Genomic DNA, 24,597 nt, shown 5'->3' on the forward strand with positions numbered 1-24,597 from the left:
AGAGCACGGCATAAGCCGTCAACCCATCGCGCAGGGAAGGCCGAGTGATTGGCACCACCTGTATGCTGCTGTGCGGTTTTCCTGCGTGTGCTTTTCGCGCAGCGGACCGCGGGTGCGAGGTCAGCACCCGGCCTTCCCTGCGCCCTCTCGGATAGGAGGGTGGCAAGAAACTGGAGAGATCAAGCAAAGCTCGGGCGAATTGCGCCGCGAGGCCGCGAAGGTGTGTCTGGAGCTGCACACCCGCTGTCATCGCCCGGCTTGACCGGGTGATCCAGCACTCGGAGACGGTTGTGATCGAGCAGAGAGGCTGCGGCGTACTGGATTCCCCGCCTTCGCGGGGAATGACAGCGCCATTTGGAGAACCATGTTGCCTCATACTCCGTCATCGCGAGCGCAGCGAAGCAATCCAGACTGTTGCCGCAGAAAGACTCTGGATTGCTTCGCTGCGCTCGCAATGACGAGATGTGGAAGCGGACGTGCGTCATGCGCCCATCTCGTGCCCCGGACGCAGCGCAGCGTCTCTTCGACGGTGTGCTGCAGAGCCGGGGCCCATGTCGCCGCATTGCGTCGTGTCGCTTTCTGGGTCCCGGCTCTGCGCAGCAGCGTTACACGCTGCAGCGCGTCCGGGACACGAGAGGGACGAGAGCCGCGCCTAAGCCTTCAACATCACCTTCCGGCTGGCGCTGACATTGCGCCGTTGGCGTAGCGCGACCAGTCGGGTGCGGTTGGCTGCGATGGCCATATGGCCGCGTTGGAGTCGCGCGCTGACCGGGTGATGGGGGCAGGCTGGGCCTTGCGGCCGTGATGGCGATCGCTTGCCGCGGCGGTCTGGATGGTGACGGCGGTGATCAGCGTGGCGCTGAGAATGGCAAGAGTCTTTTGCATGGTTGTTTCTCCCGTGACGACGGCCCGGTTTTGAGAAGTGTCATCGTCATCGCCGCTGACATGGCGACGCGTCCGGCCGAATATCACCGTCTCCGGCTTCACGATGGGGCGAGCAAATTTTTTGGTCCCGGCTAAATATTCGGCAATCGCCCAGTGGGGCGCGGTGGACTTGCCCCTTGCAATCCGGTTGAATGGGACAAATCGAGGTTTCAGGCGCGACAATGATGTCGAAATATCTGCTGGTCCTGCTTTTGATCGCCTCGCCGGCCGCGGCGCAGGTGAAACCTGCTCCCAAGACTGCGGCAGCGCATTCCGACCCTTGCGCGCCGATCGGACGCACCGCGGACGGCAAACTGGTCTATTCCATGAAATGCGAGAACCTGCCGGCGCCGCCTGCGCCACCGCCGCAGGCGGAACTGAAGGAGGCGCCCGCACCCACCGCCGAGCCGGAGCCAGAGGTGCGGCGGAGCGGCCTGTTCGGCTGGTCTTACGACCGCCGGTGAAGGGTCCCAGCGCCACTTGCGCGAAGCCCGCTGGAATGCTCTTTGCGTGCAAGTTCCCGTGGGGCCACGGCCCCCGATCCAGAGAGATGAGATGAGCAAACTCGTTATCCGTGCCGGCGATTTCACCTTCGATGCCCGCTTCGAGGAGCAGGCGGCGCCGAAGACCGTCGCGGCGTTCCGCAAGGCGCTGCCGTTCGAGAGCCACATCATTCATGTGCGCTGGAGCGGTGAAGGCGTCTGGATGCCGCTCGGCGACCTCGACTTCGGCGTCGGCTACGAGAACCACACCAGCTATCCCGCGCCGGGCCAGATCATCCTCTATCCCGGCGGCATCAGCGAGACCGAGATCCTGATGGCCTATGGCGGCGTGCATTTCGCCAGCAAGATGGGCCAGCTCGCCGGCAATCACTTCATCACCGTGACCTCGGGCCTCGAGAATCTCGCGACGCTGGGCAAGAGCGTGCTGTGGAAGGGCGCTCTGCCGATCCGCTTCGAGGAAGTCTGAGTGACTGACGCCCGCTATCCGCGCGATCTTCGCGGTTACGGCCGCAGTCCGCCGCATCCGCAATGGCCCGGCGACGCGCGGGTCGCTGTGCAGTTCGTCGTCAATTTCGAGGAAGGCGGCGAGAACAACATTTTGCACGGTGACCGCGCGTCGGAGGCGTTTTTATCCGACGTGCTGGGCGCGCAGCCCTGGCCGGGCCAGCGTCACGCCAATATCGAATCCATGTTCGAATATGGCTCGCGCGCCGGCTTCTGGCGGCTGTGGCGGATGTTCAACGAGCGGAAGTGGCCGACCACCGTGTTCGGTGTCGCCACCGCGCTGAAGCGCAATCCGGAAATCGTGGCCGCGATGAAGGAGTCCGGCTGGGACATCGCGAGCCATAGCCTGAAATGGATCGAGCACAAGGACATGACGGAAGCGCAGGAGCGCGCCGAGATTGCCGAGTCGATCCGCGTCCATACCGAGGCGACCGGTTCGCGGCCGCTCGGCTGGTACACCGGGCGCTCCTCAATCAACACCAACCGTCTGCTGATGGAGGAGGGCGGCTTCCTCTATCTCTGCGATTCCTATGCCGACGATCTGCCCTATTGGGTCAAGGGCGCAAACGGCAAGCAGCTCATCATTCCCTATACCCTCGATGCCAACGACATGCGGTTCATCAATCCGCAGGGCTTTGCCGAGGGCGAGCAGTTCTACACCTATCTGAAGGATGCGTTCGACGTGCTCTATGCCGAAGGCGAGACCGCGCCGAAGATGATGTCGGTGGGTCTGCACTGCCGTCTCGCCGGCCGGCCCGGCCGCGCCGCGGGCCTGATCCGCTTCCTCGACTATATCGGCAAGCACGAGCGCGTCTGGGTGCCGACGCGGTTGCAGATCGCGCAGCATTGGCACGACAAGCACGCGCATCTTGCCGCCGACGCATTCGAGATCGGGTGAGGACGATGTCGCAGATCTCGCTCGCCGAGCTCAACGCCGCAAGCCAGGCCGATTTCGTCGCCGCGCTCGCCAATGTCGTCGAATATTCGCCCTGGATCGCCGAGCATCTCGCCGCGCAGCGGCCGTTTGCCGGCATCAACCAGTTGCATGCGGCGCTGATGGCGGCCATTCAGAGTGCCGAACCCGACGTGCAGATGGCATTGATCCGCGCACATCCCGATCTCGCCAACAAGACCCAGCGCGCGGCGGGCCTGACGGCGGAATCGACCCACGAGCAGAACAGTGCGGGCCTCGATCGGCTGTCGGAGGCTGAATACGCGGCATTCGAGCGCGTCAACAACGCCTACCGCGAAAAGTTCGCCATCCCCTATATCGTCTGCGTGCGGCGTCACACCAAGGATTCCGTGCTTAGCGACTTCGAGACGCGGTTGCGCAATATCGCCAAGACCGAGACTCGACGCGCGATCGAGGAGATCGGCCGCATCTCCGCGCTCCGGCTCGATCAGCTCGTCATCGCCGATGACAAGCTGAAGGTGCACGGCCGGCTCTCGACCCATGTGCTGGACAATCACGCCGGCAAGCCCGCGCCTGGAATTGCGGTGGAGCTGGTCGAGCTCGCAAATCTCGGCGAGAGCCGCGTGATCGCGCGCGCGGTGACCAACGCCGACGGCCGCACCGACCAGCCGCTGATCGGCGGGCGGCCGCTGCCGATCGGCCGCTACGAGCTACGGTTCAACGTCGCCAGTTATTACGCCGAGCGTAACGTGCAGCTCCCCGATCCGCCGTTCCTCGACGAGATCCCGCTGCGCTTCGCGATCAGCGAGCCCGAGGGGCACTATCACGTGCCGCTGCTGGTGACGCCCTGGAGCTATTCGACGTACCGCGGGAGTTAGTCGCCGAACTTCTCGTGCAGGGCCGGAAACAGCCGGTCCGGCTTGAAGGGCGGCGCGGTGAAGCGGATGCCGGTGGCGTCGGCGATCGCATTGCCGAGCGCGGCTGCGACTGGATTGTACGGGCTCTCGCTCATCGACTTGGCGCCAAGCGGTCCGATCGTATCGGACGTCTCGGCGAACAACACCTCCGTGCGCGGCACGTCCGCGAAGGACGGCAGATGGTAGTCACGGAATTTGGGGTTGGTGACGCGGCCCTCGGCATCGATCACCATCTCCTCGTAGAGCGCCGCACCGAGGGCCTGGGCTACGCCACCCTCGACCTGGCCGCGGCACTGCATGGGATTGGCGACGACGCCGGCATCGGCCGCCTGCACGCTCCTGAGAATCTTGATCTCGCCGGTGCCGGTGTTCACGGCGATGCGAAAGCCATGCACGTTGAAGCCGACCGAGCGCGGCGTTCCATCGGAGGTGCCGTGCCCGGCGAGAGGACGACCGGCTTTGCGCGCGAGCTCGGCCAGCTCGGCAAAGGACATGCGCCGCACGCCGCTGACGACGAATTCGCCCTCGAGGGTGCAACTCGCTGTATCACAAAGCCACGCGCCGGCAGTGGCCGCCTTCAACTCGGTCGCAAGCTGCGTCGCGGCGGCCTGCGTTGCCTTGCCGGCGACGAACGTGCCTGTGCTGCCATAGGCGCCGGTGTCGTGGCCGCCATGGGCGGTGTCGGACTGGCGCAGGCGGATCCTGTCGGCGGTGGTCGCCAAAATCGTCGCGGCGATCTGCCGGTGCACCGTGCTGGTACCATTGCCGAACTCGGCGGTGCCGACGGTGAGATCGAAGCCGCCATCATCGTTGAGTGCGATCATCGCGTCCGCGATGTGGCCGGCGGGCGGCACCGTGTCGATCATGGTCAGCGCGACGCCGTCGCCGGTCAGCCATTCCGGCGACAATTCGGGCTGCGGCTGATCGACCTGCATCGCGCGCTCGACCAGGTCGATGCACTGATCGAGCCCGTAGGAGCCATAGAGCACGTCGTGATAGTCGGACTCAGGCGGCGACAGCATGGGATCGCCGGGCCTAATGATATTTCGGCGGCGCATGTCGTAAGGGCTGATGCCGAGCTGCTTGGCCAGCTCGTCGATGGCGGCTTCCACCGCGATCACGGTCTGCGGCAGGCCGTAGCCGCGAAACGCACCCGCCGGCACCGTGTTGGTGTAGACGACGAATCCGTCGACGCGCTTGTTCGGGCAGTTGTAGACGGCGATGGACTCCGACACCGCGTGGAACATCACGGAGGGGCCATGGTTGCCGTAGGCGCCGGTATTGGAGAGCACGTCGAGCTGGAGCGCCGTGAGCCTGCCGTCGGCATCGGCGCCGGCCTTGATCTGGACCCGCATCGGGTGCCGCGTCGACGTCGCGATGAACTGTTCCTCGCGGGTGAGCTCGAGCTTGACTGGCCGACCGGTCTTCAGCGTGGCGAGCGCCAGAATATCCTCGACGAACATCTCCTGCTTGCCGCCAAAGCCGCCGCCGACGCGCTCGCAGAACACGCGGACCTTGTCCATGGGAAGCTGAAAGATGTCCGAGAGCGCACGCCGGGTCAGGAACGGCACCTGCGTCGAGGTGCGGACGTTGAGCACACCGGCATCATCGAGCCAGGCGAGGCCGCCATGGGTCTCAAGCGCTGCGTGCTGCACACGGTGACTGTGGAAGGTGGCATCAAAGGTGACCGCGGATGTGGCGAGGGCCGAGGCGACATCGCCAAATTCGCCATGCGTCTCCGCGACGAGATTGCGCTGCGCGTCGGCAACGCGGTTCGTGGTGGTGCGATCAGGATGAACGAGCGGAGCGCCCGGCGCCATCGCCTGTTCGGGATCGATCAGCGCAGGCAAAATCTCGTAGTCGACCTTCAGCCGTCGGCAAGCCTCCTCGGCAGCGCCTTCACACTCGGCGACCACGGCGGCGACCTTCTGGCCAATGAAGCGCACGACGTCATCGAGGATGCGGGTGTCTTCGGGGTCCATCCAGTCCTTCTCGTGCCGCGCCGTCGAGAACAGCGCCGAGGGCGCATCCTCATGCGTCAGCACCGCGTGCACTCCGGGCACGGCCATCGCCGCCGATCTGTCGATCGCGACGATCCTGGCATGTGCATGCGGCGAGCGCAGCAGCTTGATGTGGAGCAAGCCGTCAATCTGGGTGTCGAACGTATAACGCGCCGCGCCGCGGACGACGTCCGGACCCGCAGGCGCCGGCAGGCTACGGCCGAACGCGCCGCCGGCCTCGACGCTGTCCTCGACATTGGCCTTGCCGTTGATCGCGTCCTCGATCGCGCGATAGCCGGTGCAGCGACAGATGTTGCCCTTCAGCGCGGCGCCGAGATCGGTGCGCTGCGCCTGGTTCAGCGCGGCGCAGGTGAGGATCATGCCGGCGGTGCAGAAGCCGCACTGGAATCCCTGCGCGTCGAGGAAGGCTTGCTGCATCGGGTGCGCGCCGTCGTTGCCAGCAAGTCCCTCGATCGTGGTGACCGAACGACCCTCCGCGCGAAACGCGGGGATCAAACAGCTATGCACCGGCTCGCCGTCGAGCAGCACGGTGCAGGCGCCGCAATCGCCAGCGTCGCAGCCCTTCTTCACCCCGAAATGGCCGAGCTCCCGCAGAAACGTGCGCAGGCACTGGCCGGCGCGCGGCGCTTGCGGAAAGTTCGTGCCATTGACCTCGAAGCTCATGGCGGCGTTGTACCCAGGAGCTCGGCGCGGATCTCCTCGGCGAGCCGCAGCGTCATGTGCTTGCGCCAGAGCGGCTTGCCATGAATGTCGGTGTGATAGAGGTCGTCTGTGATTGCCTCGGCGATTGTCGTGCGAAGCGCACTCGCATCGGGCGGCTTTGGAAACGGCAACGGGATCGGGCGCACGGTCGATGCGGTCACCGTCAGCTTCAGCGCACCATCGCCATCGAGGCTCCCGATCAGAAGGGCCGCGGAGCGGCCGACCGGCGCGAGCGAGATCTGGCGAAACGCGGAGCGGCGCTTGAGTGCGGCGATTGGAATGTCGATCTGCCTCAGCAGGTCACCCGGCGAAAGGCGGTTGCGCTGGTTGCCCGTGACGAATTCGACGACGGGAATCCTCTGCTCGCCACCGCCGGCCTTCCAGATCGTGCAGACGCCGTCGAGCGCGGCGGTGAGCGAGATCATCGGCCCCGCCGGCAGCGACATGCAGAGATTGCCGCCCACCGTCGCCGTCTTCCAGATTTTGAAGGAAGCGATAAAAGCGCGGCAGCATCGGCTGATCAGTGGTGCTGCGAGCCAGTCGGCGGGGCAGGTGAGCGCATCGAGTTGCGAGATTGTGCAGGTGGCGGCGATGCTGAGGTGGCTCTCGGTGATCGCCAGCGCCGGCCATTTCAGGTCGGTGAGATCGATCAGCCGCGTGAGGTGGACTTGCGGCTCCGAGAACAGCCACGTGCCGCCCGCGAGCCAAGCATCACCTGGCGTCCAAACGGGCAGCTCGGAGCGCGTTTGCGGATGGCTGACCGCTGTGATGGTATTCAAGTCCATGGCTGCGCTTACGCCGGGTGAATTGTGTCGAGGGAAAGTCTTGCAAGACCAGCGCCAAGTGGCAACAACAAGTCGCAGCAATAACGCTCTCGCGATGGCCTCTGCCTTGCAGGCCATTCGCTAACGAGGGCGGGGAGAAACAGGATCATGAGCGACGCAAAGCCGATCTGGATCAGGGATCCCCTGGCCATCCTCGCTGACTGCGCCGGGCGCGGGATCGTCGTTAAAGATAGCCGTATCGTTGAACTGGTGCCGGCCGGCGGAACCCCGGCGACTGCAGATGTCGCTGTGTTCGATGCCCGCGAGCATGTCGTGCTGCCGGGCCTCATCAACACTCATCACCATTTTTACCAGACGCTGACGCGGGCACTGCCGGCGGCGATGGACCGCGAACTGTTTCCCTGGCTGCAGGCACTCTATCCGGTGTGGGCAAAGCTGACGCCTGAGGCGCTGGAGCTTGGCGTCACCGTCGCGATGTCGGAGCTCCTGCTGTCGGGCTGCACCACGACGACGGATCATCATTATGTGTTCCCGGCGGGGCTCGAAGAGTCTGTCGATATCGAGGTCGGCGTCGCAAAGAGGCTTGGCGTACGCGTGCTGCTGACCCGCGGCTCGATGAACCTGTCCCAGCGCGACGGCGGCCTGCCGCCGGATAGCGTCGTGCAGGACGAGGACACCATCCTCGCCGACAGCGCGCACGTGGTCGCAAAACATCACCAGCGCGGTGCGGATGCGATGGTGCAGATTGCGCTCGCGCCATGCTCGCCCTTCTCGGTGACGACCTCGCTGATGCGCGCCACCGCCGATCTCGCCGACAAGCTCGACGTGCGCCTGCACACCCATCTCGCCGAGACCGAGGACGAGAACAAATTCTGCCTGCAGATGTATGGCTGCCGCCCGCTCGATTATCTCGAACAATGCGGCTGGCTCAATGCGCGGACCTGGCTCGCCCACGGCATATTTTTCAACGCCGACGAGATGAAGCGCCTCGGCAAGGCGAAGACGACCATCAGCCATTGTGCCTGTAGCAACCAGCTGCTGGCCTCCGGCTGCTGCCCGGTGTGCGAGATGGAAGAGGCCGGCGTCCGGATCGGGATCGGCGTCGACGGCTCGGCGTCGAACGACGGCTCGAATCTTATGCAGGAAGTGCGTGCCGCGTTTCTGCTGCAACGGGCTCGCTATGGCGTGACCAGGGTCAGCCACAAGGATGCGCTGCGCTGGGCGACCAAGGGCTCGTCGGCGTGCGTTGGCCGCCCGGAACTCGGCGAGATCGCGGTCGGCAAGGTCGCCGACCTCGCGTTGTTCAAACTCGACGAGCTGCGCTTCTCCGGCCATGGCGATCCGCTGGCCGCCCTGGTGCTGTGCGGGGCGCATCGGGCCGATCGGGTGATGGTTGCGGGGAATTGGGCCGTGGTCGGCGGCGCGATCCCGGGGCTGGACGTTCCGGACCTCATCCGCCGCCACAGTTCGGCGGCGCGGGCGATGCAGGCGGGGTAAATAGAAAGAGGGGGCGACCACAAGTGCCGGGTGCTTCTGGCCACCCCCTCCGAACCTCCTCCGGGAGGAGCAGGTGATTTAGACGATGCAAGAAGCGTGCTATTTGCCCGGCAGCTTGTCGTCGATGCCCTTGACGTAGAAATTCATGCCGAGGATCTGGCCGTCGGCGAGATTGGCGCCGCCCTTGCACTCGATCTCCTTGCCGTCCTGCCCAATCACCGGGCACTTGAACGGATGCAGCTTGCCCGCAATGATCGCAGCTTGCGCATCCTCGGCGATCTTCTTCACGTCGTCAGGCATGTTGGTATACGGCGCCATCGCGAACATGTGGCTGTCGAGACCGCCCCAGCTGTCTTCCGACTTCCAGGTGCCGTCGAGCTCGGCCTTGACGCGTTCGATGTAGTAGGGGCCCCAGGTGTCGAGGATCGAGGTCAGCTGGGTCTTGGGTCCGAACTTGATCATCTCGGAGTCCTGGCCGAAGGCGAGCTTGCCGCGTTCGCTGGCGATCTGCATCGCGGCGGGCGAGTCCGTGTGCTGCATGACGACGTCGGCGCCCTGGTCGATCAGCGCCTTGGCGGCGTCGGCCTCCTTGCCCGGGTCGAACCAGGTGTTGGCCCAGATGATCTTGACCTTGATGTTCGGGTTGATGGTCTGTGCCGCGAGGATCGTCGCGTTGATGCCGGAGACGACCTCTGGGATAGGGAACGAGCCGATATAGCCGAGCACGCCGGACTTCGACATCTTGGCCGCGATCAGGCCTTGAATGTAGCGGCCCTGATACCATTTGGCCGAATAGGTCGACATGTTCTTGTCGCGCTTGTAGCCGGTGGCGTGCTCGAAATGCACGTTCGGATATTTCTTGGCGACCTTCAGAGTCGGATCCATGTAGCCGAACGACGTCGTGAAGATCAGCTTGTTGCCGGCGCGGACGAGCTGCTCGATGGCGCGCTCGGCATCGGGTCCTTCCGGCACGTTTTCGAGATAGGTGGTCTCGATCTTGTCGCCGAGTTCTTTCACCAGAGCCTGGCGGGCGAGTTCATGCTGGTAGGTCCAGCCGAGATCGCCGATCGGGCCGAGGTAAATGAAACCGACTTTCAGCTTGTCGGCAGCGGAGGCTGCACTGACGCTCCCGGCAAGCAGAAGGCCGGCAGCCAGCGCAAGAAGTGATTTCCTCATCATCAATCTCCAAACATCAGGGGAAAGCCACGATCCGCAACGTGCGCGCCCCATCACGCACGCCGCGAAAATCAAAACTCTAGCGGTCAGGCACGAACACGGTGCCGAGCGCGGCCGGTGCGGTCGAGCCGCCGGTGCGCGCGCGAGACAACAGCACCAGCACGATGACGGTCGCGAGATACGGCAGCGCCGACATGAATTGCGAGGGAATGCCGACGCCCCAGCCTTGCGCGTGTAGCTGCAGGATCGTCACCGCGCCGAACAGATAGGCGCCGACCACGAGACGGCCCGGCCGCCAGGACGCGAACACGACCAGCGCCAGCGCGATCCAGCCGCGGCCCGCGGTCATGCCCGGAATGAAGAACGGTGTGTAGGCGAGCGGCAGATAGGCGCCGGCAAGCCCGGCGCAGGCGCCGCCGAACATCACGGCGAGGGTGCGAATGCGCAGTACGGGATAGCCGAGCGCATGCGCGGAAACGTGGTTGTCGCCGCAGGCGCGCAGGATCAATCCCGCGCGCGTGCGGTACAGGAACCACCAGACACCGATGATGAGCGCGATGGAGAAATAGACGAAGGCGTCCTCGCCGAACAGCACGCGGCCGAGCAGCGGAATGTCGGTGAGGCCGGGAATGTGGAGATGGATCGCCGGCGTGATGCGCTCGCCGACGAAGCCGGCACCGATCAGGCCCGAGAGACCGACGCCAAGAATGGTCAGCGCGAGCCCTGTCGCGACCTGGTTGACGGCGAGGCCGAGCGCCATCAGCGCGAAGATCAGCGACATCAGCATTCCCGCGATGATGCCGAACAGCGCGCCGATCAGAATCGAGCCGGTCAGCCAGGCGCCGCCAAAACCGCAGGCCGCGCCGACGATCATCATGCCCTCGACGCCGAGGTTGAGCACGCCGGAGCGCTCAGTCACGAGCTCGCCCGTTGCCGCGATCAGCAGCGGCGTCGAGGCGGCGAGCACTGACAGGATGATGGCTTCAACCAGCTCCACGGGCCACCTGACGGTTCGGGAAGACGAGCTTGAAGCGGTAGAGAATGAGCGAGTCGCAGGCGAGCACGTAGAACAGCAGGATGCCCTGAAAGACCTTGGTGACGTCCAACGGGATCTTCATTGCAATCTGCGCCTGCTCGCCGCCGATAAAGGTCAGTGCGAGAAAAAGGCCTGCAATTAATATTCCAATAGGGTTCAGCCGGCCGAGGAAGGCGACGATGATCGCGGTGAAACCGTAGCCGGGCGAGATGCCGGGCTGGAGATGTCCGACGGGACCGGCGACCTCGATGATGCCGGCGAGGCCGGCCAGCGCGCCCGACACCGCGAAGGTCAGGATGATCAGCTGGTTGGCGTTGAAGCCGCCGAACCGCGCGGCGCGCGGCGCAGCACCCACCACGCGGATCTCGAATCCCTTGATGGTGCGCCCGAGCAGGATCGCAGCCGCCGCAACGACCAGCAGGGCGATGATCGAGCCGAGATGCAGCCGGCCGCCTTCGATCAGCAGCGGCACCGTTGCCACCGGATCGAACTCGGCCGTCGTCGGGAAGTTGAAACCGTTCGGGTCGCGCCAGGGGCCGCGGACGAGATAGTCCAGCAGCAGGTCGGCGACATAGACCAGCATCAGGCTGGTCAGGATTTCGCTCGCGCCGAACTTCACCTTGCAGATCGCCGGGATCAGCGCATAGAGCGCGCCCGCGGTGGCTGCGAGCACGAGCATCGCCGGCAGCACCCAGGCGCCGGCGTCCGTGCCTTGCGTCTTCACCGCGATCCAGCTTCCGGCGACGGCGCCGATGAGGAATTGCCCTTCAGCGCCGATATTCCAGGCATTGGCGAGATAGCAGAGCGACAGCCCGATCGCGATCATCACCAGCGGCGTCGCCTTCACCGCGATCTCCTGGAGCGAATAGCCGTCGGTCAGGGGCGCGATGAAATAGGCTTGCAGGGCGAGCAGCGGATTCTTGCCGAGGATCGCGAACAGGATGGTCATGGTCACGATCGTCAGGCCGATGGCGATCAGCGGCGAGACCAGCGCGATCGCGTTGGAGCGCTCGGTGCGCTTCTCAAGCACCAACTGCATGCGCGGCCTCCTTCGGCTCCAGGCTGCTGCCGCCCATCAACAGGCCGAGCTTTTCGCGTGTTGCATCGCGCGTGGCGAGCGGCTCCGACAGGCGGCCGTGGAACATCACGGCGATACGGTCGGCGATCTCGGCGAGCTCGTCGAGATCCTGGCTGGTCACCAGTACCGCGGCGCCCGCGGCGGCGAGATCAAGCAACGCCTGACGAATGACGGCGGCGGCACCGGCATCGACGCCCCAGGTCGGCTGGCTCACCACCAGCACCGCCGGGTTGCGCAGGATCTCGCGCCCGACGATGAATTTTTGCAAGTTTCCGCCGGAGAGGGATGCTGCTTCCGGATCGCGCTTGGCCTTGCGCACGTCGAAGGTTTCGGTCGCCTGGTCCACGGTCTTCAACGTGGCCGCGGTATCGATGAAGCCGCGATGGACCATGCCGCTGGCGGCGTGTCCTGTCAGGAGCGCATTCTCCGACAGCTTCATGCGCGGCGCGGTGCCGTGGCCGAGCCGCTCTTCGGGCACGAAGGCGGCGCCGAGCTTGCGGCGCTTGGTGATCGAGAAGTGGCCGGCGGCGATGCCATCGATCACGACCGTGCCGGGATCCTTCGCCAGCCGCTCGCCGGACAATGCGGCGAACAGCTCGTCCTGGCCGTTGCCGGCGACGCCCGCGATGCCGAGGATCTCGCCACCCTTCAGCTCGAACGAGATGTGCTCGAGCCGCACACCATGCGCCTCGTCGGGTGCGAGCGAGAGATCGTTGACGACCAGCCGCGGTATCGTGGTCTGTCGGCCGGCGGCCGCCTTCACCTCCCTGATCTCGCCGCCAACCATCATGCGTGCGAGCGAGGCCGCAGTCTCGAGCCGGGGATTGCAGGTCTGGATCTTCTTGCCGCCGCGCAGGATCGTGGCGGTATCGCAGAGCCGCTTCACCTCCTCGAGCTTATGGCTGATGTAGAGGATGGCGCGGCCTTCGGCCTTGAGCCGCTCCAGCACGATGAAGAGCTGGTCGGCCTCCTGCGGCGTCAGCACCGCGGTCGGCTCGTCCAGGATCAGGAATTTCGGGTCCTGCATCAGCGCGCGGACGATCTCGATGCGCTGGCGTTCGCCGACGGACAGCTGCCAGACTTCGCGCCTGGGATCGAGCGGCAGGCCATAGATCTTCGACACCTGCTCCAGCCGCGCCGACATGTCCTTGAAGGATTCCTTGCCGTCGAGGCCCAGCGCGACGTTCTCGGCGACGGTGAGATTGTCGAACAGCGAAAAGTGCTGGAACACCATGCCGATGCCGCGGCTGCGCGCTTCCGACGGGCCGGACAGCACGATTTGATCACCCTGCCAGCGGATCTCGCCTGCCGAGGGCTGGATCAGCCCATAGATCGCCTTCACCAGTGTCGACTTGCCGGCGCCGTTCTCGCCGAGCAAGGCGTGGATCTCCTTCGGCCAGATGTCGACGTCGATGGAATCGTTGGCGAGGAAATCCCCATAGCGTTTGGTGAGCCCCACCGTCCTGAGCAACGGGGACTCGCCGGAATGCAGGCCGTTAGGCGTCGGATCTAACATTCGCTGATACGCTTGCATGGGGTGAAGTGCCTCAATAGTGGGCCAGTTTGAACCGCCGCGTAAGGTGTGAAAATGCGTCATCCCTTGCTCAACGCTTCGGCAGGAGGCCGGTCGCGCGAGTCGGGGCTGTTTCCGACGCCAGGCGTCCCCAACTGCCCATGCACGGCTCTTGCGGTCGCGCGCCGCACGTGGCGGCTGTTGCAAATTTGTGACGGTTCAAGCCAAATCGGAACCCGCTATGCAGGCTTGACGTGAAGTTGAGTAAAGTCGCGCCGTCGCTTGTATGCATTTCGCCGTAATCGCGACGGCCGTCTTCGACCCTCGCGCTTGGGTTGTCGCATCGACGCAAAAGACAAACAGAATCAAACGCGAATGTTCGGCAATGGCGTCTCCGGCGTGGTCGACAGCCGTTGATGGAGCGGCACCAAACCCCTCAAAATTCTGCAGTGAAACGCGGCGCGCTGCCGAAACGAGCGGCATGCCCTGAAAGAAGTTGAGGCTTCTCACCTCGGGACTTCGGCGCAAGGGTCGCACCAGGGGACGTTCATTTTTACGCGTCCAAACTTGGGGGTATTCAGGATGTCGTTTCGTTTCAAGGCAATTGCAGCAACGGCGCTGTCACTTGCTACGCTGGCCATCGGTGGCTGGGCTCACGCGGCGGATCTGCCGGTCAAGGCGACCAAGAAGGCGCCTGACCTCCCGTTCTTCCTGGTGATCGATAACCGCGTGTCGTTCTCCTGGATGCCCAAGGGCACCGATCCCGGCATGTGGAGCGTCCGTCCGGATGGCAGCATCAACGGCACCACCGCCAAGCAGGTCTACTCCTTCACCCATTTCGACCTTTGGGCCTACGGCACCAACTTCTTCACGATCTCGATGTTCAAATCGGGCCATAACGATCCTGCTTCGCCCTGCACCGCGCCCGGCGTGACCATCACCGGCGGCGTCGGCGATTGCGCGGGCGCGACCGAGATCTACGGCCTGTTCCGCTCGACGTTCGGCTGGAACGAGCTGTTCAACACCAAGGCCTTCACCATGGGCCCGTTGCACAACATCTCATTCGAAGTCGGTATGGACGGCAACACCGAGAACAACTTCCTGGCGCCTGCCAAGCGCGACGTCGTCGCCGGTCTCCAGTTCGCCTTCGACCTTCCCTACAAGGGCTATATCGACGTCGCGCCCTTGATGTACTACGAGTTCCTGAACCATAACGCCTTCACCCAGTGCGGCCTGTTCGGTGCCGGCGTCGCGGGCGTGACCTGCAACTCGGACGGAAACGTCAGCTACCGTCCGACCTGGGCCGTCGAAATCAATTACTACATGGACCTCGGCTTCCTGCCGCCGAACATGCAGTTCTGGTCGATCAGCGGCCGCGCTGGCTGGTATGGCCCGAAGGGCGACTCCAACGGCCTTGCGGCGCTGTCTGGCACTGGCATCTTCAGCACCAAGTCCAAGACCGAGCTGAACAGCGAACCGATCCGCCTGACCTTCGACGCGTCGAAAGCGGCCTGGGGTGACAAGTACTCGCACTTCGTCGACCTCTGGGTTGCCTATCGCTACTGGCAGAACAAGTTCGGTCTCGACCACAACGCCATGGCCGGTGTCTGTACCGTCGCCGCGACCGGCCAGAGCACCAAGAGCTGCACCGAGTCCACGGTCTATGGTGGTATCACTGTGAAGTTCTGATCGGCTAACATTTCAAGGTTCGGATGGCGCCGCGCAGGAATGCGCGGTGTCATTCCTGCTTGCGAAAAGCACCGCTGCCGTAGGATGGGCAAAGCGATAGCGTGCCCACCACTTCTGTTGACGTCGAAGTCAGATGGTGGGCACGGCGCAAGCGCGCCTTTGCCCACCCTACGGTACTAATTGCTGAGAAGCGCCTACTTCGTCCACACGCCGTCGTGCAGCGCTTCGGCCTCGTCTTCGAGCAACGGCCCGACGACCGCGGTCAGCCGCTGGCCGCTGGCAAAGACGTCGCGGCAGGGCAGGTCCAGCGTCGGGTTCTCCGGGTGATTGCCGGTGACAGCGCGCAGGCGGTGCTCGCTGAGACCATAGACCACGCGGCCGATGCCGGCCCAGTAGATCGCACCGGCGCACATCGCGCAGGGTTCGGCGGAGGAATAGAGCGTTGCGGTCGCCAGCGCCTCGCGGTTGAGCGTGCGGCACGCTTCCGTGGCGGCCAGGCGCTCGGCATGCGCGGTGCCGTCATGAGCCGGCATGTAGCCGTTCTCGGTCTCGATCAGCACCTTGCCGGCGGCGTCGACGACGATGCAGCCGAAGGGATGGTTGCCATGCGTGAGGGAACGGCGCGCGACCGCGAAGGACAGGCGCAAAAAGTGTTCGTCGCGTTCGGATACGCCGTCCATCGCGCCTCCGCGGTCAGTGCCCCGCCATGTGCCGGCCGACTTCGGTGAGATCGGCTTCGCTGGTCCGTGCTTCATACACGAATTCGCCGTGGAACATCACCACCAGCCGGTCGGACAGTTCGAGCAGTTCGTCGAGATCCTCGCTGACCAGCAGAACGGCGGCGCCGCGGTTGCGCGCAGCCATGATCTCGGCGTGGATCTGTGCCACGGCCGCGAAGTCGAGGCCGAAGCAGGGATTGGCTGCGATCAATACCTCGACATCGCCGGCAAGCTCGCGCGCGAGCACGGCGCGCTGGACGTTGCCGCCTGATAGCGCCGAGATCGGCGTCTCCGGCGTGCGGGTCTTGATCTTGTATTGGCCGATCTTCTTCTTGGCGTCGTCGCGGAAGGCGCCGCGGTTGAGCCACCAGCCGAGGCTGGCGAAGGGGGCGCGGTCGAACTCGCGGAAGGCGATGTTGTCGGCGACGCTCATGCCGCCGACGCAGGCGTTCTTCAGTGGCTCCTCGGGCAGGAGCGACATCTTGTGGCGTCGCATCTCCTCGCGGCTGGCGTGATAGGGATCGCCGGCGACGCGGATCTCACCACTCTCCGAGTCGCGCTGACCGGCCAGAACTTCGACAAGCTGGCGTTGGCCGTTGCCGGAGACGCCAGCGATGCCGACGATCTCGCCGGCACGCACAGTGAGGGAGACGTCATGCACGGCGACAGCGCCGGCATCGTCGAGCGCACGGATCTTTGCCAACTCCAACCGCGCCTGACCGGTCTCGCCAGTCCGTGGCGGCTGCACGGTCAGCTCCTCGGCGCCGATCATGGTGCGCGCCATGGCGTCCGGCGTCAGTTCGGCGACCCTGCCGGCACCGGCGAGCTTGCCGCGGCGCAGGATCGTGACCTCGTCTGCGAAGGCCATGACCTCGCGGAACTTGTGCGTGATCATCAGGATGGTCAGCTCGCCCTTGACGACCATGCCGCGGAGCATGCCGAGCACCTCGTCGGCTTCGGCCGGCGTCAGCACCGAGGTTGGCTCATCCAGGATCAGGAAGCGGCGCTTCAGATAGAGCTGCTTGAGGATCTCGCATTTCTGCCGCTCGCCGGCCGAGATGTCGGAGACTTTCGCGGAGAGCGGCACCTTGAAGGGCATGCGGGCGAGGAACGTTTCGAGCTGCTTCATCTCTTTCGGCCAGTTCACCACGGCCGGCACGTCATCGCGCGCCAGCACGAGGTTTTCGGCGACTGTCATGGCCGGCACCAGCGTAAAATGCTGGTAGACCATGCCGAGGCCGAGCGCATGCGCGTCCTTCGGATTGGCGATGGCCTGCTCGCGGCCACCGACGAGGATGTCGCCTTCGGTCGCGTGGTAATAGCCCATGATGCACTTGACGAGGGTCGACTTGCCGGCGCCATTCTCGCCGAGCAACGCATGGAACGAGCCGGGCCGCACCTTCAGCTCAACATTGTCCAGCGCCAGGAAATCGCCGAAACGCATGGTCATGGCGATGGCATCGACGCCGAAGGCGCCGGAGGGCGGAGGCGGCTCGCCGATGATCACGAAATCGCTCCGATGAAGGCATCCGACGTCGAGACGGCGCCGAACACGCCGCCCTGCATCTTGATCATCTTCAGCGCATGGTCGTGATTGCTCTTGTCGGTCGCGCCGCAGCAATCGTGCAACAGGACGCATTCGAAGCCGCGGTCGTTGGCCTCGCGCATGGTTGTATGGACGCAGACATCGGTGGTGATGCCTGTGAGAACGATGTTCTCGATGCCGCGCACGCGCAGGATCAGCTCCAGATCGGTGGCGCAGAACGAACCCTTGCCGGGCTTGTCGATGATCGGCTCGCCCGGCAAGGGGCTAAGCTCCTCGATGATGTCCCAGCCGGGCTCACCGCGCACCAGAATGCGGCCGCACGGGCCGGGATCGCCGATGCCGGCGCCGATCTGGCGCGAGCGCCAGCGCTTGTTGGCTGGCAGATCCGAGAGATCCGGGCGGTGGCCCTCGCGGGTATGGATGACGTGAAAGCCTTGGCTGCGCATCGCCGCGAGCAGCTTCTTGATTGGCTCGATCGGCGCTCGCGTCAGCGACAGATCATAGCCCATCTTGTCGACATAGCCGCCGATGCCGCAGAAGTCGGTCTGCATGTCGATGACGATGAGCGCGGTGTTTTGGGGGCGGAGATCGCCATTGTAGGGCCAGGCGTAGGGCTCGGACTTGATATAGCGCTCGGGCATGATTTCGCTCTCTAGCGGGTGATCGACAATTCGGCCGGGGCTCCGGTCAGCGTGCGTTTCGGCGAGCAGGTGATGATCATGATCGCCAGCGTCAGGATGTAGGGCGCGGCGTTGAAGAGGTGATAGCCGGAGGTGACGCCGACCGATTGCAGCGCTGGTCCCAGCGCTGCGGCGCCGCCGAAGGCAAGCGAGGCCCACAGGCAAAGCAGCGGATCCCAGCGCGCGAAGATCACGAGCGCCACGGCGGTGATGCCCTGGCCGGACGAGAGGCCCTCGTTCCAGCTTCCGGGATAGAACAGCGACAGGAATGAGCCGCCGATGCCAGCGAGAAAGCCGCCGACCATGGTCGCGCGCAGGCGGATCAGGAGCACGGAGTGGCCCATTGCGCGCGCAGCGTCTGAGCTCTCGCCGGCGGTGCGGATGAGCAAGCCCCAGCGCGTGGTGCGGAAGGCCCAATAGAGGATCGGTGCAAGCGCGACGCCGATCAGGAACAACGCGTTGACGCGCAGCGCGGCGCGCAACTGCGGGATGTCGCTCCACCAGCCGAAATCGATCGCGGGCAGCCGCGGTGCAGTCGGCTCGATCAGCGGTTTGCCGAGATAGAAGGCAAGGCCGGTGCCGAACAGCATCAGTGCGATGCCGACCGCGACGTCGTTGACGCGCGGCAGCGAGCAGATGCCGGCGTGCAGCGCGCCGAGCAGAGCTCCGGTGACGCCGGCGGCGAGCACACCGAGCCAGGGCGATCCCGTGAGATAGGAGATGCCGTAGGCACTCATCGCGCCCATCACCAGCGTGCCTTCAAGGCCGAGATTGATGCGGCCCGAGCGCTCGGTGATGCATTCGCCCAAGCTCACGAACAGGAATGGCGTGGAGACGCGAATGGCGCCGCCGAGCACCGCGAGCGGGACGGTCCAGAGGCCGATTGATCCGTCTGCCATCTCAGGATTTTCCCTTCAAAAATCCGATGCGGCCGTAGAGCGCATCGCTGGCGAGCACGAAGACGAAGATGATGCCCTGGAGCACCAGCACGGAAGCATCGGGCAGTCCCAGCCGGCGCTGCAACAGGCCACCGCTGGCGCTGATGCCGCCGAGCAGGATCGCGACAGGAATGATCGCAAGCGGATTTTGCCGCGCCAGGAAGGCAACCAGAATGCCGGTGAAGCCGTAGCCGGCCGCAAGATTGGCATTGGTGCGGCCCTGAACGGCGGCGACCTCGACCATGCCGGCCAGACCTGCGGCGCCGCCGGCGAGGAAGCAGATGGTGAGGATGAGCTTGCTGACGCCGAGGCCGACGATCTTGGCGGCGCGTATGTTGCCGCCGGCAACGCGGGCGGCGAAGCCGAACACGGTGTGATAGATCAGGATGTAGGCGGCGACCGCGGCGATCAGGCCGAAGACGAGGCCCCAATGCACGTCGGTGCCGGGGATCGTTCCGATCATGTTGGCGGCCCCGATCTCGCGGGTCGACGGCTTGTTGAGGCTCGCTGGATCCCGCATCATGCCTTCGACGAGGTGATTGAGGATCGCAAGCGCGATGTAGACGAGCAAGAGGCTCGAGATCGTCTCGTTGACGCCGCGATACTGCCGCAGCCCGCCTGCCAGCATGATCCACAAACCGCCGCCGATGACGCCGGCGATGACCATGGCCATCTGCACGACAAGCGGCGGCAAGCCCTGAAGCAACAGTGCGGCGCTGGTCGCCGACAGCGCGCCGATCAGCAACGCGCCTTCGCCGCCGATGATGACCATGCCGAGCTGCGCCGGCAGCGCTGTGCAAAGGGCGGTAAGGATCAGCGGCGCCGCACGTGTCAGCGTATTCTGCCAGGAGAACCAGGTGCCGAACGCGCCGTAATACATGTAGAAATAGAGGTCGAGCGGGTTCTTGCCGAACATGGCGACGAAGATGCCGAAGACCACGAGCGCGCCGGCAAGCGCCGCGGCCGGGATCAGGATATATTCGATCGTGCCGCCGTGGCGTAGGAGAAACCCCGGGTTGGCGGCCGGGGCAACTGTCCCGACCGCCTCGGCAGAATCCGCCGCTTCCGCTGTCACGAAGTCGCTCCGATCACGCCCTCGACGAGATAGTCCATCTTCTCGAGTTCGGGATCCTTCTGGCCGCGATCGGTGCCGGCCGCGATCACCGTCTTGCCCTTGTTGTCGACCAGTCCGCCCTTGAAGATCGCGTAGCCGTCCGCCGAGAGGAATTTTGCCTTGACCTGGTCGGCGTGCTTGCGCGCTTCGGCGGAAACGGCCTCGCCGTAAGGCGAGGTCTTGACGATCTCTTCCTTGAGGCCGCCGCGGTAGAAGTTCGCAATGCTCTCGCCGGCGGCAATCATCTTCACGAACTTCGGATAGAGCGCTTCCCAATTCCATTCCGCGCCGGTCAGATACGCCTTCGGCGCGAGCGGCGACTGGTTGACGTGATAGCCGCACACCATGGCGCCGCGGCGGGCGGCATTCTCGACCATGGTCTTGGGGCCATCGACGTGACAGGTGAGAACATCGACGCCCTGGTCGATCAGGCTGTTGGTGGCTTCGGCTTCCTTGACCGGCATCGACCAGTCGCCGGTGAAGATCACCTGGGTGGTGGCTTTGGGATTGGCGAGCTTGGCGCCGAGCGCGAAGGCGTTGATGTTGCGCAGCACCTGCGGGATCGGCTTGGCCGCGACGAAGCCGAGCTTGCCGCTCTTGGAGGTGTGGCCGGCAACGATGCCCGAGATGTATTGGGCTTCGTCGATATAGCCGAAATAGCTGCCGGCGTTCTTCGGATCCTTGTCGGTCCAGAGGCCTCCGCAGTGCTCGAAGCGCAGCTTAGGGTACTTGGTGGCCATCTTGATCATGTGCGGATTGTAGTAGCCGAACGAAGTCGGGAAGAGCAGGGTGGCGCCGTCGAGGTTGATCATGGACTCGATCGTCTTCTCGACCGCGTCGGTCTCCGGCACCTTCTCTTCCTCGACGACCTTCAGCCCGGGAATCTTCTTCAGAGCGGCGGCACCCTGTGCGTGTGCCTGGTTGTAGCCGTAGTCGTCGCGCGAGCCGACATAGATGAAGCCGATGGTGGTGTCGGCGGCGAAGGCCGGGCGGGCGCCGGCTGCCGCGCCGAGGGTGAGGGCCGCGCCGCCCTGCAACAAATGACGTCGTGAAATCCTGCTAAAATCCATTGCTTGCTCCCCTCGGCGGCTGGACCGCCTCAATCTCGCGGCTGCGCCGGTCTGGCGGAGCCCGGGATAGGATGTCGCAAGCTTCGTGCCAGAGGCTACAGAGCGGTCATTTGATCATAAGGTATTGAAAAATATCAAAAATGTGTGATTCAGAAATCCTGATCAGGAAATCGGCAGATTAAATTATGGGCAGTATTATCCGATTGTATGCAAGAGAGTTAAGCAGTTCTAATCGGCCCTCACGTGTGTGTGCATGACGCGGCTGGGGCCGTCGGCCGACCACCCGTATTCATGCTAACCACGCGCTGACTTGAAGCGGTGCCGGCCGCCTGAACTCGCTGGCACCGAACTTGTACCGATTGGAGTTGGGACCGCTGCACGGTCTCCAGGATGGAAAGCTTGACCGAGATGGCTGCCGTGACCGCCGTTCAACATGCATCGCTCGGCGAGGAGATCGTGCGTCGAATTAACGAGCTCGCGGCGATTTCGGAAGAAGACGGCAAGCTCACCCGCATCTATCTCACGAAGGAACTGCGCACGGCCTCGGACCTCATCCTCGGCTGGATGCGCGAGGCCGGCATGAGCGCGCATCTCGATGCGATCGGTAATGTCTGCGGCCGCTACGAAGGCGAGCGGCCGGGGGCCCCCTGCCTGATGCTCGGCTCGCATTACGACACGGTGCGTGACGCCGGCAAATGGGATGGGCCGCTGGGCGTGATCACGGCGATCGCCTGCGTCGCCGAGCTCAATCGCCGCGGCACGCGCCTGCCGTTTGCGATCGAAATTGTGGGCTTTGCCGACGAGGAGGGCGTGCGCTTCGCCTCGACCCTGCTCGGCAGCCGCGCCGTGGCGGGCACTTTCGACGAGAGCGTCCTGAACACGCGCGACCGCGACGGCGTGTCGATGCGCGATGCGCTGATCGAGTTCGGCCTCGACCCTGACCATATCGGCGCGGCGGCGCGCGCGCGGCGCGAGCTGCTGGCCTATCTTGAAATGCACATCGAGCAGGGGCCGGTGCTGGAAGCGCAGAATCTCCCAGTCGGTGTCGTCACCGCGATTGCAGGCGCGACACGGCTGGCGGCGCGGCTCACCGGCATGGCTGGTCACGCCGGCACCGTGCCGATGGCGCTGCGCCGTGACGCGCTCAGTGGTGCTGCCGAATGCATTGGCGCGATCGAGCAGTTTTGCCGGACCGACGAGGGTGGCCTGGTTGGCACCGTCGGCTATATCCAGGCGAGCCCCGGCGCGACCAATGTCATTCCGGGCGAAGTATCCTTCACCATCGACATGCGCGCGCCGACCGATATGCATCGCAAGCGCGCGGTCGCCGACGTCGTCCGCCAGATCGAGGCGATCGCCAAGCGCCGCCAACTGGCGCTTCAGCTCGACGTCACCCATGAGAACCGCACCGCGCCTTGCGCGCCCTGGCTGAAGGATCAGATCGCACAGGCGATCGCTGCCGAAGGTTTTTCCGCCTTCGAGCTGCCGAGCGGAGCGGGGCACGACGGCATGGCGATGATCGACATCGCTGATATCGGCATGATCTTCGTCCGTTGCCGCGGCGGCATCAGCCATCATCCGGACGAGCATGTCGAACTGGTGGACGCCGACGCCGGCGCGCGCGTTTTGCTGCGGGTGATCGAGAATTTCAGGGCGCGGGAGCGGTAAGCCCACCCGCAAGTCACCGGGTAGAGATACGGATCAGACAGGGCTAAAATAGCGACTGCCCAGCACCGGGATCACCAGACATCGGCCGACCTACACAGATGAACAGCGATATTTCCTTTCCGTCCCCTCAAGAGAACCGATTTTACCAGGGCATGGCCGCGAGCCTGGTCGCGAATGCTCTTCAGGCTGTCAATTTTCTCGGTGACCGGTTCCTGAGGCAGTCGCCTCATTCTTTGTCGGCGATCGAGGACCTCTACCGGCACTCGATGGACAGCGCCTTTTCGGTGACCGAGGCTTTCCTCGTCACGGGCGCACCGCACGCCTCCGCCTACTACCCGCGCGACTTCGCCTGGTTCTATCCTGACGTTCTCGACCCCGAGACCATCATGGATTCGCAGGACGCGGTGCGCCGGGCGCGCCTGCTCGAAAAGAGCGTACGCCTGTTACTGGAAGCCGTTCGCGCCGACGTCGTCACGACGACGATTGTCCCGGCGGGGCGCGCGCGGTATCTCGGCGTGAATTATTTTTCGCGTCCCTCGGATACGCTGCTCGGCATTCTGGCCGGTCTCCAGCAGATGCTCTCCGCCGAGGAGCGGGCGTCGTCCTATCTGGCGATGTCGCAATGCGCCCATGCCGGCCGCCTTTTGCTGGCTGATTATGGCGGCGATCTGAAGCGCGCGATCCTGAAGCTCGCAAGCGAGCTGGAGCCTTTCGATGCTGACGGCACCAGATATTTGCTCTGTGACGCGAGCGGGCCGCGCTCTGCGGCAACGGACACCCGTGCCGAGCGCCGGCGTTTTGTCACCAATGCCTGCGTCTACACGACGTTCGTGTGGGGCATGCAGCTCGGTGTGGTCGACGAGATTGAGCTGAAGCGGCTGCTTGGACGCGACCTCGCGCAGTACAAGCGGGACCTGCTCCGCCTGTTCGGCAAGGACGGTTATATCAGGCATTCGCTGGATGGCCCTGCGGGCGCGCCGGTGTCCCTGGTCGCGCTGGATTTCGTCAGCGTGCATCGCGGCTTCTGGGACATGAACGATGCGAGCGAGCGCGCGTTGTTTGCGGCGACGGCCGATCTGATCATCGCCGAACCGCGTTTCCGCATCCCCAGCACATTCCACTTCCTGGTGTCGGCGGATAATCCGCGGAACAAGATGATCCACAAGATTGCGGCTCCCGCCTACCAGGGGCGCTCGTCATGGCCGACGTTCAACGTCGAGTTCGCCGATCGTATGCTGGACTATGACGAGTTCGCGGGGAGCGATACCTATCGCGCCTGCGCGCAAGGGATACTGAAGGACATTCGCACTGCGACCGAAGTCCACGGCGGTTATCAGGAGCTGATCTCCGAGCAGGGCCTGAAATATCGCACCTGGGCCTACAAGGGCGCCGTGGCCCATTCCTGGTTTCCGCGCTTCCTGTCGGTCTGGAGGAGGGCGTACGGAACGCCGCTCCTCCAGTGGAACGACTGAAGGCACCACAACGCGAGCTCGCAGTTTCCCCCGCTCTCGTTGGCCCTTCTTGCGGTGGAAACCCGGAATCCTCGGGCGGCATCGCCAGCAAGCCATTGACAGCAATCCACAACCGCCGGCCGGTTGCGACAA

The 24,597-nt window shown here is 64.6% G+C and carries 21 protein-coding genes; 8 read left to right on the forward strand and 13 right to left on the reverse strand.

Translation table 11 applies throughout. From position 1 onward, the window contains the following. Positions 1-666: 666 nt before the first annotated feature. Positions 667-1,107 carry a hypothetical protein gene (locus YUA_RS51715; RefSeq protein WP_245285191.1) on the reverse strand — a complete coding sequence of 147 codons (441 nt, stop codon included), beginning with the start codon at positions 1,105-1,107 and terminating at the stop codon, positions 667-669. 2 nt (positions 1,108-1,109) lie between these two features. On the opposite strand from YUA_RS51715, the gene YUA_RS0117550 reads away from it, so the two are divergent. The 4 genes from YUA_RS0117550 (at position 1,110) to uraD (ending at position 3,722) form a co-directional block, all read left to right on the forward strand. Beyond that, complete coding sequence (locus YUA_RS0117550; protein WP_027531870.1) at positions 1,110-1,388, forward strand: hypothetical protein; 279 nt, start codon at positions 1,110-1,112, stop codon at positions 1,386-1,388. Between the two features lie 91 nt (positions 1,389-1,479). Continuing rightward, on the forward strand, positions 1,480-1,893 hold the full coding sequence (locus YUA_RS0117555; protein ID WP_027531871.1) for a DUF3830 family protein: 414 nt from the start codon (positions 1,480-1,482) through the stop codon (positions 1,891-1,893). Continuing rightward, positions 1,894-2,829, forward strand: a complete 936-nt coding sequence (gene puuE / locus YUA_RS0117560) for an allantoinase PuuE (protein WP_027531872.1) — start codon at positions 1,894-1,896, stop codon at positions 2,827-2,829. A 5-nt stretch (positions 2,830-2,834) separates the two neighbouring features. Beyond that, on the forward strand, positions 2,835-3,722 hold the full coding sequence (uraD, locus tag YUA_RS0117565) for a 2-oxo-4-hydroxy-4-carboxy-5-ureidoimidazoline decarboxylase (protein WP_027531873.1): 888 nt from the start codon (positions 2,835-2,837) through the stop codon (positions 3,720-3,722). Here uraD and YUA_RS0117570 read toward each other — a convergent pair. Then, positions 3,719-6,445, reverse strand: a complete 2,727-nt coding sequence (locus YUA_RS0117570; protein ID WP_027531874.1) for a molybdopterin cofactor-binding domain-containing protein — start codon at positions 6,443-6,445, stop codon at positions 3,719-3,721. The genes uraD and YUA_RS0117570 overlap by 4 nt on opposite strands. Beyond that, positions 6,442-7,269 (reverse strand): FAD binding domain-containing protein, encoded by an 828-nt coding sequence (locus YUA_RS0117575; RefSeq protein ID WP_027531875.1) that lies wholly within the window; start codon positions 7,267-7,269, stop codon positions 6,442-6,444. Before YUA_RS0117575 ends, YUA_RS0117570 begins: the two co-directional genes overlap by 4 nt. A 147-nt stretch (positions 7,270-7,416) precedes the next feature. Here YUA_RS0117575 and YUA_RS0117580 point away from each other — a divergent pair, with 147 nt between their 5' ends. Beyond that, positions 7,417-8,766, forward strand: a complete 1,350-nt coding sequence (locus YUA_RS0117580) for an 8-oxoguanine deaminase (protein ID WP_027531876.1) — start codon at positions 7,417-7,419, stop codon at positions 8,764-8,766. A 99-nt stretch (positions 8,767-8,865) separates the two neighbouring features. Here YUA_RS0117580 and YUA_RS0117585 read toward each other — a convergent pair whose 3' ends face one another. From YUA_RS0117585 to YUA_RS0117600, 4 genes are all read right to left on the reverse strand, one after another. Next, positions 8,866-9,942, reverse strand: a complete 1,077-nt coding sequence (locus tag YUA_RS0117585) for a BMP family ABC transporter substrate-binding protein (RefSeq protein ID WP_027531877.1) — start codon at positions 9,940-9,942, stop codon at positions 8,866-8,868. Between the two features lie 79 nt (positions 9,943-10,021). Next, positions 10,022-10,939 (reverse strand): ABC transporter permease, encoded by a 918-nt coding sequence (locus YUA_RS0117590; RefSeq protein ID WP_027531878.1) that lies wholly within the window; start codon positions 10,937-10,939, stop codon positions 10,022-10,024. Further along, entirely contained in the window at positions 10,926-12,017 is a 1,092-nt protein-coding gene (locus YUA_RS0117595) for an ABC transporter permease (protein ID WP_027531879.1), read from the reverse strand. Before YUA_RS0117595 ends, YUA_RS0117590 begins: the two co-directional genes overlap by 14 nt. Next, entirely contained in the window at positions 12,001-13,572 is a 1,572-nt protein-coding gene (locus YUA_RS0117600) for an ABC transporter ATP-binding protein (protein ID WP_027531880.1), read from the reverse strand. The genes YUA_RS0117595 and YUA_RS0117600 overlap by 17 nt, the downstream gene beginning before the upstream one ends. Positions 13,573-14,151: 579 nt before the next feature. Between YUA_RS0117600 and YUA_RS0117605 the strand changes: the two genes are divergently transcribed. Next, positions 14,152-15,258: a hypothetical protein gene (locus YUA_RS0117605; RefSeq protein ID WP_027531881.1), complete on the forward strand. Its 1,107-nt coding sequence runs from the start codon at positions 14,152-14,154 to the stop codon at positions 15,256-15,258. Positions 15,259-15,452: 194 nt separating this feature from the next. On the opposite strand, the gene YUA_RS0117610 is transcribed toward YUA_RS0117605, so the two are convergent. Genes YUA_RS0117610 through YUA_RS0117635 form a run of 6 tightly spaced genes read right to left on the reverse strand, consistent with a single transcriptional unit; the run spans position 15,453 to position 21,325 of the window. Next, on the reverse strand, positions 15,453-15,938 hold the full coding sequence (locus YUA_RS0117610) for a nucleoside deaminase (protein WP_027531882.1): 486 nt from the start codon (positions 15,936-15,938) through the stop codon (positions 15,453-15,455). A gap of 13 nt (positions 15,939-15,951) precedes the next feature. Next, positions 15,952-17,484, reverse strand: a complete 1,533-nt coding sequence (locus YUA_RS0117615; RefSeq protein ID WP_027531883.1) for an ABC transporter ATP-binding protein — start codon at positions 17,482-17,484, stop codon at positions 15,952-15,954. Further along, positions 17,481-18,164, reverse strand: coding sequence for a cysteine hydrolase family protein (locus YUA_RS0117620; RefSeq protein ID WP_027531884.1), 684 nt, complete (start codon positions 18,162-18,164; stop codon positions 17,481-17,483). Before YUA_RS0117620 ends, YUA_RS0117615 begins: the two co-directional genes overlap by 4 nt. An 11-nt stretch (positions 18,165-18,175) precedes the next feature. Then, a complete protein-coding gene (locus YUA_RS0117625) occupies positions 18,176-19,102 on the reverse strand; it encodes an ABC transporter permease (protein ID WP_027531885.1) in 927 nt (308 codons plus the stop codon). A gap of 1 nt (position 19,103) precedes the next feature. Then, positions 19,104-20,216, reverse strand: coding sequence for an ABC transporter permease (locus YUA_RS0117630; protein ID WP_027531886.1), 1,113 nt, complete (start codon positions 20,214-20,216; stop codon positions 19,104-19,106). Then, a complete protein-coding gene (locus tag YUA_RS0117635) occupies positions 20,213-21,325 on the reverse strand; it encodes a BMP family ABC transporter substrate-binding protein (protein WP_027531887.1) in 1,113 nt (370 codons plus the stop codon). Before YUA_RS0117635 ends, YUA_RS0117630 begins: the two co-directional genes overlap by 4 nt. Positions 21,326-21,733: 408 nt before the next feature. Here YUA_RS0117635 and YUA_RS0117640 point away from each other — a divergent pair, with 408 nt between their 5' ends. Both YUA_RS0117640 and YUA_RS0117645 read left to right on the forward strand, forming a co-directional pair. After that, entirely contained in the window at positions 21,734-22,993 is a 1,260-nt protein-coding gene (locus tag YUA_RS0117640; RefSeq protein ID WP_027531888.1) for an allantoate amidohydrolase, read from the forward strand. A gap of 98 nt (positions 22,994-23,091) precedes the next feature. Beyond that, positions 23,092-24,465 carry a hypothetical protein gene (locus YUA_RS0117645; RefSeq protein WP_027531889.1) on the forward strand — a complete coding sequence of 458 codons (1,374 nt, stop codon included), beginning with the start codon at positions 23,092-23,094 and terminating at the stop codon, positions 24,463-24,465. Positions 24,466-24,597 lie beyond the last annotated feature (132 nt).

Source organism: Bradyrhizobium sp. WSM3983 (genome assembly GCF_000473045.1).
In the GTDB taxonomy this organism is placed as follows: Bacteria; Pseudomonadota; Alphaproteobacteria; order Rhizobiales; family Xanthobacteraceae; genus Bradyrhizobium.

Coding starts and splice junctions, on each gene's coding strand:
- YUA_RS0117620 (WP_027531884.1), bottom strand. CDS start 18,164: ATGCCCGAGCGCTATATCAAGTCCGAGCCCTACGCCTGGCCCTACAAT.
- YUA_RS0117585 (WP_027531877.1), bottom strand. CDS start 9,942: ATGAGGAAATCACTTCTTGCGCTGGCTGCCGGCCTTCTGCTTGCCGGG.
- YUA_RS0117610 (WP_027531882.1), bottom strand. CDS start 15,938: ATGGACGGCGTATCCGAACGCGACGAACACTTTTTGCGCCTGTCCTTC.
- YUA_RS0117550 (WP_027531870.1), top strand. CDS start 1,110: ATGTCGAAATATCTGCTGGTCCTGCTTTTGATCGCCTCGCCGGCCGCG.
- YUA_RS0117605 (WP_027531881.1), top strand. CDS start 14,152: ATGTCGTTTCGTTTCAAGGCAATTGCAGCAACGGCGCTGTCACTTGCT.
- YUA_RS0117625 (WP_027531885.1), bottom strand. CDS start 19,102: ATGGCAGACGGATCAATCGGCCTCTGGACCGTCCCGCTCGCGGTGCTC.
- YUA_RS0117600 (WP_027531880.1), bottom strand. CDS start 13,572: ATGTTAGATCCGACGCCTAACGGCCTGCATTCCGGCGAGTCCCCGTTG.
- YUA_RS0117595 (WP_027531879.1), bottom strand. CDS start 12,017: ATGCAGTTGGTGCTTGAGAAGCGCACCGAGCGCTCCAACGCGATCGCG.
- YUA_RS0117640 (WP_027531888.1), top strand. CDS start 21,734: ATGGCTGCCGTGACCGCCGTTCAACATGCATCGCTCGGCGAGGAGATC.
- YUA_RS0117570 (WP_027531874.1), bottom strand. CDS start 6,445: ATGAGCTTCGAGGTCAATGGCACGAACTTTCCGCAAGCGCCGCGCGCC.
- uraD (WP_027531873.1), top strand. CDS start 2,835: ATGTCGCAGATCTCGCTCGCCGAGCTCAACGCCGCAAGCCAGGCCGAT.
- YUA_RS0117555 (WP_027531871.1), top strand. CDS start 1,480: ATGAGCAAACTCGTTATCCGTGCCGGCGATTTCACCTTCGATGCCCGC.
- YUA_RS0117575 (WP_027531875.1), bottom strand. CDS start 7,269: ATGGACTTGAATACCATCACAGCGGTCAGCCATCCGCAAACGCGCTCC.
- YUA_RS0117645 (WP_027531889.1), top strand. CDS start 23,092: ATGAACAGCGATATTTCCTTTCCGTCCCCTCAAGAGAACCGATTTTAC.
- YUA_RS0117580 (WP_027531876.1), top strand. CDS start 7,417: ATGAGCGACGCAAAGCCGATCTGGATCAGGGATCCCCTGGCCATCCTC.
- YUA_RS0117635 (WP_027531887.1), bottom strand. CDS start 21,325: ATGGATTTTAGCAGGATTTCACGACGTCATTTGTTGCAGGGCGGCGCG.